Raw genomic sequence first — 12,647 nt, 5'->3', positions numbered from 1 at the left:
CTGAGTTTTCTGCTTTAGAGGAGGAGAGTCTATGGATATCTCAAAAAAGGAAAAGATGAATTTGTTATTAAAACAATTACAAATTCCAGAAGAAATGATAAATAATTATTTTATAGATAGTTACTTAGATAAGTTAGAGGTATATAAAGGAACGAAGACATGGCATTTTTATGTCCATGTTAAACGAGTCCTACCTCTAAAAGTACATCAACTACTTAATGAAAAGTTACGGGAAAGTTTTCAACAGATCGCAGTAATTGACTTGACAGTAGATACGGAAGACAAAGTATGTGATGATGCTACCGTCTGCGATTATTGGAAATCTTTTTTGAGAACTTTAACTGATTTATCGCCTGCTTATAGTGATTTGTTAAACAATCAGAATCCCGTTGTTAATAATAATAAACTTATGCTTTCTGCAAGAAATGAAGCCGAGGCACGCTCTTTGAAAAAACGATTAGAAGAAAATTTCAAGCAGTATTGTAAGAAGGTAGGTATCTCTAGTTACTCACTTGATCTGGAGATCAGAAACGAAGAAGCAGCCATACAAAAGTTTAGAGAACAAACTGCTAAGGAAGATCAACAACTAATTTTAAAAACGGTACAGGATAAGGAAAAGCGTGATCAAGGTAAATTACAAAGTGATAATCAACCAATTATGCTAGGCTATAAAATTAAAGATGAAGCACTGCAGATGGAAGAAATACAGGACGAGGAGCGCCGAGTAACTGTCCAAGGTTATATCTTTTCAGCCGAGGTACGTAAATTGCGGTCAGGAAGAAGTCTGTTAATTATTAAAGCAACGGACTATACAGACTCACTTCAAATTAAAATGTTTTCTAAAGGGGACGAAGATGAACAGAAATTTGATAGAGTGAGTAAAGGAATGTGGATCAAAGCCAGAGGAAGTATTCAAACAGATATGTATACAAATGAACTTGCCATGATGGCTAATGATATTCATGAAGTAAAAATACAATCTAGACAGGACACGGCTCCGGACGATGCCAAACGAGTCGAGTTGCATGCCCACTCTACGATGAGCCAAATGGATGCTGTTGTATCGCCTGAAAATTTAGTCACCCAGGCTGCAAAGTGGGGCCATAAAGCAGTTGCTATAACGGATCATGCCGGTGTTCAAGGATACCCTGATGCACATGCTGCAGGTCAGAAAAATGGTATTAAAGTATTGTACGGACTTGAAGCAAATCTGGTCGATGACGGTGTTCCTATTGCTTATAATGAAAAAGACATTGACTTGGAATCAGGGACATATGTAGTGTTTGATGTGGAAACAACAGGTTTATCTGCTGTTTATGACACAATTATTGAATTGGCAGGGGTTAAGATCCATGAAGGTGAAATTATTGACCGCTTTGAATCATTTGCCAATCCTCATCATCCATTAGCACAAATAACTACAGATCTGACTGGTATTACAGATGATATGGTTAAAGATGCCCCAGAAATTGCTGATGTGCTAAAAGATTTTCATCAGTGGATTGGAGATAGTATTCTTGTGGCGCACAATGCCAGCTTCGACATGGGGTTTATTAATCAGGGATTCAAAAAAATAGATTATGAAAAAGCAACTAATCCAGTAATTGATACGCTGGAACTTGCACGATTCCTCTATCCGGAATTAAAAAACCACCGTCTGAACACTTTGTGTAAACACTTGGACATTGAGCTTACACAGCATCACCGTGCAATTTATGATGCTGAGGCGACTGGATATTTATTTTGGAAGTTAGCTAAGGGGTTATTGAATAAAGAAATCACTAACCATAATCAGCTAAACAACCACATGGGTGAAGGTAATGCTTATCAGCGATCACGCCCGTTTCATTGTATATTGCTTGCCAAAACTCAGGAGGGGTTAAAGAATATTTACAAACTTGTATCCCATGCGCATATAGATTATTTTTACCGAGTTCCACGAATACCACGCTCTCTTTTACAAAAACTTCGCGGGGGTATTTTAGTTGGTTCTGCATGTGATCGGGGAGAGGTATTTGAAACGATGATGCAAAAATCAGTAGATGAGGCAGAAAAGGCTGCAGCTTTCTATGATTATATTGAAGTACAGCCTGCTGCCAATTACGCTCATCTAATCGAGAAGGAGCTCGTGCAGAATGAAGCACAACTCCTTGATATAATAACAAAGCTTGTGGATATGGGAAATCGCTTGAATAAGCGTGTAGTAGCAACAGGGAATGTACATTACCTTGATGCCCATGATAAGCTTTACCGTCAAATACTAATAGCTGCCCAGGCTGGTAATCCATTAAACCGCCAAACATTACCTGACACACCTTTCCGAACCACCAATGAAATGTTAGACTGTTTCCGCTTTTTAGGTGAAGAAAAAGCAAAAGAAATAGTTATAACGAATACAAATGCGCTAGCTGATGAAATAGAAGAGCTATCCCCGGTGAAGGATGGTTTATATACACCAACAATTGAAGGTGCAGATGAGGAAATGCGTGAGCTCTGTTATAGCCGTGTTAAAAAAATATATGGGAACGAAATTCCACAGTTGGTTACTGATCGTTTGGAGAAAGAACTGAAAAGTATAATAGGACATGGATTTGCTGTCATTTACTTAATTTCTCACAAACTAGTAAAAAAATCATTGGATGATGGGTATCTAGTTGGTTCGCGTGGGTCAGTAGGATCCTCTTTTGTTGCTACAATGACTGAGATTACTGAAGTAAATCCTCTACCACCTCATTATGTGTGTCTTGAATGCCATTACAATGAATTTATTACGGACGGATCTGTCGGAAGTGGTTTCGATTTACCAGATAAAGACTGCCCAAATTGTAATAAACCTCTGACAAAAGATGGACAGGATATTCCTTTCGAAACTTTTTTGGGCTTCAAAGGGGATAAGGTACCTGATATAGATTTAAATTTCTCGGGAGCATACCAGCCGAAAGCACATAATTATACAAAAGAACTGTTTGGAGTAGATAATGTTTATCGTGCTGGTACGATTGGTACAATAGCTGATAAAACAGCTTATGGATATGTAAAAGGGTATGCGTCTGATAAAGATTTGGTCTATAAAAATGCAGAAGTTGATCGGTTAGTCCAGGGGTGTACAGGTGTAAAGCGAACTACCGGCCAGCACCCAGGTGGGATAATAGTAGTCCCTGAAGATAAAGAAATATTCGATTTCACACCAATTCAGTTTCCGGCAGATGACCGAAAAAGTGAATGGCGGACAACGCATTTTGATTTCCACTCGATTCATGATAACTTATTAAAACTGGATATACTTGGTCATGATGACCCTACTGTTATACGTATGCTTCAAGATTTAAGTGGAATTGATCCAATGACAATTCCAACTGACGATGCAGAGGTAATGAAAATTTTCTCCGGAACAGAGTCGCTTGGTGTAACGACTGAGCAAATAAATTGTAAAACAGGCACATTAGGAGTTCCTGAATTTGGAACGAAATTCGTCAGGCAAATGCTTGAAGATACAAAACCCAGCACTTTTGCTGAGTTAGTAATCATTTCTGGTTTATCACATGGCACTGACGTTTGGTTAGGAAATGCCCAGGAGTTAATAAACGATGGAATTTGTGAACTTCCCGATGTTATAGGTTGCCGTGATGATATTATGGTTTATTTGATGCACAAAGGGTTGGAGGCATCACTTGCCTTTAAAATTATGGAATTTGTCCGTAAAGGAAAAGGACTCCAGGATGAATGGATTCATGAGATGAAAAAACACGGTGTCCCAGACTGGTACATCGAATCCTGTAAAAAAATAAAATATATGTTCCCTAAAGCGCACGCTGCAGCTTATGTTCTGATGGCAGTAAGAATTGCTTACTTCAAGGTGCATCATCCAATACTATTCTATGCTGCATACTTTACTGTACGGGCGGATGACTTCGAATTAGATATAATGGTTAAGGGATCAAACGCTATAAGACAACGTATAGAAAGCATTACAGCAAAAGGAAATGATGCAGCACCTAAGGAAAAGAATTTGTTAACTGTATTGGAAATCTCGCTTGAAATGTGCGAGCGTGGATTTTCGTTTAGCAGAGTAGACTTATATAAATCGACTGCTACTGAATTTATTGTTGAAGGAAATACGCTAATACCACCATTCAATGCTGTAGATGGACTAGGTACAAATGCTGCTTTAAATATTGTTAAAACCCGTGCAGAAGGAGAATTTCTTTCCAAAGAAGATTTACGTGAACGAAGCAAAATATCTAAGACAGTTATTGAATACCTGGACAATCATGGCTGCTTGGAAGGAATGGCTGAAAAAAACCAACTATCCTTATTTTAGGAACAAATAGTATAATTCGGCAAATTCCAGTTTATTTTTATCTGCATTTCCTTTGTATGGTAAAGTAGTATGCTATAATTAAAGAAAATTTTTAAATTTTATCCTATGTTATAAATTTATTGGAAAAAAATCATATGGGGTGCGAAGGGTGGGAAACGGATGGATCTGATTTTTAGTGAAACACAAGATATTAAGGAATTTTTGAGTGAAAACAGAAGTGAATTTGAAGATAAACTTTTAGCTGAAGCTTCTACCGTGCGAGATAAAATTGATGAGATAAAGTCAATTGGCAATATTCAATTACTGGACAACGCCTATAGGTTAACTCTGCTGGTAGTTGAAGAAGAAACTGAGAAAGTAATTGAATTTGCCGGGTATGAAGGAAAAGCTTGGGCGAAATCTTCTATACCCCTCTCATTTAAACTGGAATGGGTACAGGCAATACGCAAGACCTTATGGATTTTTTTGTATGAGTTTGACCGGAATAAAGAAAATAATAACTGGGAAGACATTTATATTGATGGAAGTAGAATAAATGAGCTGATTGATGAATTCTTCAAAGGATTTTTCATAAGTTATTCAAATTACAAGGATGAATTAATTGAACAGCAAACCAAATTGGTTGAAAATTTATCTGTACCAATTATTCCTATATCTGCGAATATCAGCATCTTACCACTTATAGGGAAAATTGATACATACAGAGCAAATATTATAGAAGAAAAAGTTTTAATGGAAATTGGAAAAATAAGGGTTCAGACATTAATAATGGACATGTCCGGTATCGCTGAAATGGAGACCGATGCTATACATTATTTGATGAAGTTATTAGACGGTGTTGCAATGATGGGATGCAGCACAATCATAACAGGCTTGCGTCCTGAAATTGTTAAAAACATTGTAGATTTAGACATATCATTTGGTCATAGGGTTGAAACACAAGGTACATTGCAGCAGGTCTTACAGAATTATATAAATCCACATTCAAAGCTAGAGGTTAATGATGTAATAACTGGTTTTAATGTATCAGATAACGGGTAAACTATTAACAAATCCCGATAATCTTGCAACATTTGCTTGCTTATGCTATACTTTTTTTGGTAAGTAATGATATGTACGGGTTAAAAGAGTGGGCTAATACCCACTCTTTCTTCATACTACTATTCCTTTGAGTAAATCTTCCCCTTGCCACATCTTCCGGCAGGGGGTTTATATTGACTCAAATGAAAAACGGTATGTTTGTTCATAATAAGAAGTAAATACAACTGAATAAAGGAGGATGAAAGTTGAGTTCCCAAGTGATTAAAACAACCGAGGAATTACTGCAGCCAATTTTAGATGAAAAAGACCTCGAATTAATTGATATTGAATATGTAAAAGAAGGACCGAATTGGTTTTTACGTATCTATATTGATAAATCAGGTGGGGTTGATATCACAGAATGTGGTGATGTATCAGAAGAGTTAAGTGAAAAACTGGATGAAACTGACCCAATAAAAGAAGCTTACTTTTTAGAGGTTTCCTCACCAGGTGTTGAACGTCCATTAAAAACGAAGGAAGACTTTAACCAAAACTTAAATAAGAATGTATTTGTTAAATTATATGAGCCCATAAATGGTGAAAAGGAATACGAGGGAATTTTAAAGGACTTTACGAATAACATGCTTACTATAGAGTTCAAAGAAAAGACACGAAAAAAACAAGTGGAAATTCCATATGACAAAATAGCAAAAGCAAGACTTGCTGTAATGTTTTAAAGGGGGAAAATAAAAGTGAGCAGTCAGTTGTTTGACGCGATTGATTATTTAGCAAAAGAAAAAGGAATTGATAAGGATGTTTTATTGGAAGCATTGGAAGCAGCCTTAATTTCCGCCTATAAAAAAAACTTTAAGTCTGCGACAAATGTACGGGTAGAACTTAATGAAGAAACTGGCAAAATGGGTGTTTTTTCAAGAAAACTGGTTGTAGAAGAAGCAGAGAATACACAAGAAGAACTTTCATTAGAAGAAGCAAAGAAGATAGATCCCAATTACGAAATAGAAGATGTTATTGAAGTTGAAGTAACACCCAAAGACTTTGGCCGAATTGCAGCTCAAGCTGCAAAGCAAGTGGTGACACAACGGGTTAGAGAAGCAGAACGTGGTGTCATATTTTCTGAATATGCTGATCGGGAAGAAGACGTCATGACAGGTATTATTCAGCGAAAAGATCCGAGATTTGTTTATGTTAATCTTGGTAAAATTGAAGCAAAACTGGCTGAAGCAGAGCAAATGGCTAATGAAGAATACCATGTGCATGACCGCTTGAAAGTATTTGTGACTAAAGTGGAAAACACAAGTAAAGGTCCACAGATTTTTATTTCGAGATCACACCCTGGTCTTTTAAAACGCTTATTTGAAATGGAAGTGCCAGAGATCTATGATGGCATTGTAGAAATTAAGTCTGTTGCCAGAGAAGCAGGGGACCGATCAAAAATATCTGTGTATGCACCAGATCCAGATATCGATCCGGTTGGTTCGTGTGTTGGGCAAAAAGGACAACGTGTTCAAGCAATCGTTAATGAATTAAAAGGGGAAAAAATTGACGTCGTAGAGTGGTCTGATGACCCAGTTGTTTATGTTTCCAATGCATTAAGTCCGTCAAAAGTTGTTGAAGTACTGGTGAATGATGAGGCAAAAGCAACTACTGTAGTAGTACCCGATTATCAATTGTCCCTGGCCATTGGAAAACGAGGCCAGAACGCAAGATTAGCTGCCAAGTTAACAGGCTGGAAAATTGATATTAAGAGTGAAACAGAAGCACGAGAAGAAGGGCTCTTATCGGACATTGAAGCAGAGGAATCTGATAATAACAATGATAACGACCTGTTTATGTAAGGGAGGATCAATAAGATGAGCCAGAACAGAAAAGTACCTCAAAGGAAATGTGTCGTAACGAATGAGATGAAACCCAAAAAAAGTCTCATACGTATTGTCCGGAACAAAGAAGGGGAAGTTTTTGTTGATCCTACAGGAAAGAAAAACGGCCGAGGTGCTTATTTATCACGGGATATTGAAATTATAGCTAAGGCTGAAAAAATGAATGTCCTGAGCCGCCAGCTTAATACGGAAGTAGATTCAGCGGTTTATGATGAATTAAGAGAATTGGTTACAGGCAAACAACATGAAAAATAACTATTTAAATATGATTGGGCTTGCTTATCGTGCAAGAAGATGTTCCTTGGGAGAAGAGACAATCGTAAAAGATATTCAACAGAGAAAAGCTAAGCTAGTGTTGATTGCTAATGATATCGGACCACAGACAAGAAAGAAGCTAACTGATAAATGTAACTCATTTGGTGTGCCATTTATAATTGTAGACGATAGGGAAACCTTATCGCATGCTATAGGAAAATCCCAAAGGGTAGCTATTGCTATTTTAGATGCAGGATTTGCTACTAAGATTAAATCGTTACTCGGGTAATTAAATTCGGGGGTGAACGTATGAGTAAAATACGTGTATATGAATATGCAAAAAAGAATAATACGTCAAGTAAGGATGTAATTAATTATTTAAAGGATTTAAATGTGGAAGTATCTAACCATATGTCAACAATCTCAACTGACATCATTTCCAAGTTGGATGCTAAATTTAAACCTGCAGAAAAAACTAACCAGACCAAAAGTGAAGGCTCAACAAAACAGACAACTCAATCAGTGAATAAAAATAGTAATAAACAAGAGAATAAAAGCAAGCCTAATAATACGGCGAACCAACAAAAGAAACCACATAATAAACAAGATAAAAATCAGAACAGGAATCAAAAGAATAAAAAGGGAAAAAGTACTAACCCTGCTCCTGTTAAACAGCCGGTAGTGAAGGAAACTCCTAAAGAAATCGTTTATAGCGGAACATTAACAGTAAGTGAACTAGCAGGTAAACTTAACAAAGATGTTTCTGAAATAATTAAAAAGCTATTGTTTCTAGGTGTGATGGCTACTAAAAATCAGGACTTGGATGATGATGCAATTGAGCTTATTTGTTCAGAATTTAGTGTAGAGGTCGAAAAGGAAATAATTCTGGAAGATACGGATCTCGAGAAGTACAAGATCGAAGAAGATGATGCTGACCTGATTGAAAGACCAGCTGTTGTAACAATAATGGGACATGTCGACCACGGGAAAACTACTTTGCTGGACTCTATTCGCCAAACCAAAGTGACTGCAGGTGAAGCTGGAGGAATTACACAGCACATCGGTGCATATCAAGTAGAAAACGATGGTAAAAAAATAACATTCCTTGATACTCCGGGGCATGCTGCGTTTACAAGTATGCGGTCACGAGGAGCACAGGTTACAGATATCGCAATCCTGGTTGTGGCAGCAGATGACGGTGTTATGCCTCAAACAGTGGAAGCAATTAATCATGCAAAAGCTGCTGAAGTACCGATTATTGTAGCTGTTAATAAAATGGATAAAGAAGGAGCAAATCCAGACCGCGTTATGCAGGAATTGACTGAATACGAATTAATTCCAGAAGATTGGGGCGGTAACACAATCTTTGTTAATATAGCAGCGATTAAAAATGAAGGTATCGATGATCTGCTGGAAATGATTGTACTTGTTTCTGAAGTTGAAGAGTTAAAAGCGAACCCGAGTGCAAATGCCTTTGGTACTGTAATCGATGCACAATTGGATAAAGGACGCGGATCTGTAGCAACACTATTAGTCCAAAATGGCACATTACATGTGGGAGATTCTATTGTAGTGGGTAATGCATATGGCCGAGTACGTGCCATGGTAGGAGACTTGGGACAACGAGTTAAAGAGGCAGGTCCATCAACTCCTGTTGAAATTACTGGTTTAAATGATGTGCCGCAAGCCGGTGACCAATTCCTTGTCTTTACAGACGAGAAAAAGGCCCGTCAAATTGGTGAGGCGCGAAACCAGAAGTATATTCAGGAGAACCGCAGTGAGCAAACAAAAGTTAGCTTAGATGACCTGTTTGAACAAATCAGAGAAGGCCAAATGAAGGAAATAAATATTATCATTAAAGCAGATGTACAAGGTTCTGCTGGAGCACTGGCTTCGTCTTTAGAGAAAATTGAAGTTGAGGGTGTTAAGATAAAAATTATTCACGCTGGAGTAGGTGCAATTACAGAGTCCGACATTATTTTGGCTTCTGCTTCGAATGCAATTGTAATTGGATTCAACGTACGTCCAGATGTTAACGCCAAAAAAGCAGCAGAATCGGAGAAGGTAGACGTACGACTACATCGTGTTATATATAAAGCGATTGAAGAAATTGAAGCGGCGATGAAGGGAATGCTTGACCCAGAATACGAAGAGAAGATTACTGGTCAGGCGGAAGTACGTGAAACATTTAAAGTATCAAAAATTGGAACGATTGCAGGCAGCTACGTAACAGAAGGTAAAATCACCCGAAACGCTGGTATTCGATTAATTCGTGATGGAGTCGTTTATTATGAAGGGGAAATCGATGCATTGAAACGTTTCAAGGACGATGTCAAAGAAGTGGCGCAGAATTACGAATGCGGTATTACAATTAAAAATTTCAACGATATCAAAGAAGGCGACATAATCGAAGCGTTTGTAATGGAGGAAATTGAACGAAAATGATACTCTATGCAGAGGTTGAGTGTATGATGTATGATGGGCATTCACTGAAGCAAAAGCGTTCAATAATTAAACGTATTATGGCTAAATTGCAAAATAATTTTAATGTAGCAGTTACTGAATTGGACTATCATGATCTCTGGCAACGTACAAAAATAGGTGTGGTTACCATTTCTACAGATTTGACTCATGCTGAACAAGTAATCCAGGAAGTACTGAGAGTAATTGATACGTACCCGGAGCTTGAGCGCACTATTACTGATGTAGAGCGTTTATAAGCTCAGGTGCTACAACTATTGAGGTGAGGAAAAATGGCTGAATTACGTGCGAACCGTGTAGCAGAACAAATGAAGAAAGAGTTAGGAGAAATTCTGACAAGAAAATTAAAAGATCCGAGAATAGGCTTTGTTACAATTACAGACGTAGAAGTAACAGGTGATTTACAGCAGGCAAAAGTATTCATATCGGTATTAGGTGAAGAACAACAAAAACAGGATACACTTTTAGGGCTAGCTAAAGCGAAAGGGTTTATTCGCTCTGAAATTGGTCAGCGAATTCGACTTCGGAAAACACCAGAACTCACTTTTGAATTTGATGAAGCTTATGAATATGGTAATCATATAGAAGCAATTCTTCGCGATCTTAATAAATAAATGTTATATAAATCTGACTCGTCGTCGTAACGAGTCAGTTTTTTTCCATGGGTATAATTATAATTATTTTTTAGGGGGGTTGATTGTATGAATGGCATTTTACCATTATGGAAGCCTAAAGGCATGACATCTCATGATTGTGTAATCAGAGTGCGGAAATTGTATAAAACGAAAAAAGTGGGCCATACAGGGACGCTGGATCCGGAAGTGGAAGGTGTCTTGCCAATCTGTATTGGAGAAGCTACAAAAATTGTTCCTTTCTTAACCGACACACAGAAAACATATAGTGCAGAAGTGAGACTGGGAACAGCAACAGATACCGAGGATTCACATGGGCAAGTCATTGAAGAAGCGCCTGTCCTTGCACCTCCAACTGATGAGGATATAAAAAATGTGTTACAATCGTTTAAGGGAATAATTACTCAGATTCCTCCCATGTATTCTGCAGTAAAGGTTAATGGGAAGAAGCTTTATGAATATGCCAGAGCAAACGAAACTGTAGAAAGACCCAAAAGAGAAGTTACTATTTATAATATAGAGAGACAAGCAAATTCTGGGGAGAATGATGATACTAATTCCTTCTGGTTTAAAGTTGTTTGCTCAAAGGGAACTTATGTACGAACGTTATGTCAGGATATCGGAAAAGAATTAGGATACCCTGCGCACATGGGTGATTTGGTGCGTTTAGAAACAGCCTCATTTGTAAAAGAAACAACAGTTACTTTTCCTGCTATAGAAGAAGCTGTTAAAGTAAATCGGCAAGACCAGCTCTTAATGCCAATAGTTAGTGGGTTAAGCCATTTTGAACGGTACTATGTGGATGAAGATACGAAAGAAAGGGTTCTAAACGGGCAAAAGCTTTTGAAACCTGAAAATATAGACTCAGACCCATTTGTTATCATGCACCATGATCAATTATTAGCAATCTATCAAACACATCCCGAAAAACCAGAACAGATTAAACCTGTTCGCGTCTTTAGAGGATAAGAAAAAGTGTAGGTGAATAAATATGAAAACGATTGAACTAACATACCCTCATTCTTATGATTTAGCAGAACTACCTGATACAGTATGCGCTATAGGATTTTTTGACGGGATACATAAAGGACATCAAAGCGTGATTAAAAAGGCAGTAGTAGAAGCGAAGAAAAAAAAGATGGAAAGCGCAGTTATTACCTTTTATCCGCATCCGTCTGTAATATTAAAAAAAGATACAGAGCGCGTACGTTATATTACACCGATTAAAGAGAAAAAGAAGGTTCTACAAGACTTACACATAGATCGACTTTATATAATAAAATTTAATAAAGATTTAGCATCTTTATCCCCTCAGGACTTTATAGACCATTTTATAGTGGGATTAAATATAAAACATCTCGTGGCAGGATTTGACTTCTCCTATGGACATAAAGGAAAAGGGAATATGGAAACAATGGATTCACTGGCAAATGGTTCATTTACACATACTACAATTAGTAAAGTAGAGCTGGATAAAGAGAAAATCAGTTCAACAAGGATACGTGAGCTTCTAAAAGATGGTAATGTAACAGGTGCCAATCGATTACTTGGACGTCCACTTACCATTGAAGGGATAGTTGTTAAAGGAGATCAACGAGGAAGAACAATCGGCTACCCTACCGCAAACCTTGAAGTAAATCCTGATGCCTTATTGCCTAAAGCAGGTGTATATGCCGTGAAAATTCGTTATAATGGGGATGTATTTGAAGGTATGGCTAACTTGGGAATAAAGCCCACTTTTAATACCGGGAATACCGAACCATCTGTAGAAGTTAATATTTTTGATTATAATAATAACTTGTATGGTGAAGCATTAGTAATTGAATGGCACTGCTACATTCGTGATGAAAAAAAGTTTAACGGGGTTGAATCATTGATTAGACAATTAGCATCAGATGAAAAGAGCGTACGCAATTATTTTACAGCTAGTGATAAGTAAAGAGTCACTATAAACGCACTTGTTTACTGACAGATTAAATGATTGGCGATATTTCACTTGCTTTTTAGGTCGAAAAGATGTACGATTGAGAGCGTAAAACC

11 protein-coding genes are annotated in these 12,647 nt (G+C 37.4%); all 11 read left to right on the top strand.

Annotated features, from left to right (window positions below):
* The first annotated feature begins 31 nt into the window (after positions 1 to 31).
* The 11 genes from QGM71_RS03995 (at position 32) to ribF (ending at position 12,546) form a co-directional block, all read left to right on the top strand.
* Complete coding sequence (locus QGM71_RS03995) at positions 32 to 4,321, top strand: PolC-type DNA polymerase III (RefSeq protein WP_327606213.1); 4,290 nt, start codon at positions 32 to 34, stop codon at positions 4,319 to 4,321.
* 159 nt (positions 4,322 to 4,480) lie between these two features.
* Positions 4,481 to 5,362 (top strand): STAS domain-containing protein, encoded by an 882-nt coding sequence (locus QGM71_RS03990; RefSeq protein ID WP_327606212.1) that lies wholly within the window; start codon positions 4,481 to 4,483, stop codon positions 5,360 to 5,362.
* A gap of 245 nt (positions 5,363 to 5,607) precedes the next feature.
* Entirely contained in the window at positions 5,608 to 6,078 is a 471-nt protein-coding gene (gene rimP, locus QGM71_RS03985; protein WP_327606211.1) for a ribosome maturation factor RimP, read from the top strand.
* A gap of 15 nt (positions 6,079 to 6,093) precedes the next feature.
* On the top strand, positions 6,094 to 7,197 hold the full coding sequence (gene nusA, locus QGM71_RS03980; RefSeq protein WP_327606210.1) for a transcription termination factor NusA: 1,104 nt from the start codon (positions 6,094 to 6,096) through the stop codon (positions 7,195 to 7,197).
* 15 nt (positions 7,198 to 7,212) lie between these two features.
* The gene (rnpM, locus tag QGM71_RS03975) at positions 7,213 to 7,494 is read left to right on the top strand and encodes an RNase P modulator RnpM (RefSeq protein ID WP_327606209.1); all 282 of its coding nucleotides are present in this window, start codon (positions 7,213 to 7,215) and stop codon (positions 7,492 to 7,494) included.
* Entirely contained in the window at positions 7,484 to 7,783 is a 300-nt protein-coding gene (locus QGM71_RS03970) for a L7Ae/L30e/S12e/Gadd45 family ribosomal protein (protein ID WP_327606208.1), read from the top strand. Before rnpM ends, QGM71_RS03970 begins: the two co-directional genes overlap by 11 nt.
* A 20-nt stretch (positions 7,784 to 7,803) precedes the next feature.
* Positions 7,804 to 9,939, top strand: coding sequence for a translation initiation factor IF-2 (gene infB / locus QGM71_RS03965; RefSeq protein ID WP_327606207.1), 2,136 nt, complete (start codon positions 7,804 to 7,806; stop codon positions 9,937 to 9,939).
* Positions 9,936 to 10,214, top strand: coding sequence for a DUF503 domain-containing protein (locus QGM71_RS03960; RefSeq protein ID WP_327606206.1), 279 nt, complete (start codon positions 9,936 to 9,938; stop codon positions 10,212 to 10,214). The genes infB and QGM71_RS03960 overlap by 4 nt, the downstream gene beginning before the upstream one ends.
* 33 nt (positions 10,215 to 10,247) lie before the next feature.
* The gene (gene rbfA / locus QGM71_RS03955) at positions 10,248 to 10,589 is read left to right on the top strand and encodes a 30S ribosome-binding factor RbfA (protein WP_327606205.1); all 342 of its coding nucleotides are present in this window, start codon (positions 10,248 to 10,250) and stop codon (positions 10,587 to 10,589) included.
* Between the two features lie 87 nt (positions 10,590 to 10,676).
* Positions 10,677 to 11,576 (top strand): tRNA pseudouridine(55) synthase TruB, encoded by a 900-nt coding sequence (gene truB, locus QGM71_RS03950; protein WP_327606204.1) that lies wholly within the window; start codon positions 10,677 to 10,679, stop codon positions 11,574 to 11,576.
* Positions 11,577 to 11,598: 22 nt separating this feature from the next.
* Positions 11,599 to 12,546, top strand: a complete 948-nt coding sequence (gene ribF / locus QGM71_RS03945; RefSeq protein ID WP_327606203.1) for a riboflavin biosynthesis protein RibF — start codon at positions 11,599 to 11,601, stop codon at positions 12,544 to 12,546.
* Positions 12,547 to 12,647 lie beyond the last annotated feature (101 nt).

It is taken from the genome of Virgibacillus tibetensis, from assembly GCF_036026595.1.
Lineage (GTDB): Bacteria > Bacillota > Bacilli > Bacillales > Amphibacillaceae > Virgibacillus_P > Virgibacillus_P tibetensis.
This window is presented reverse-complemented; position numbering and strand designations above follow the sequence as displayed.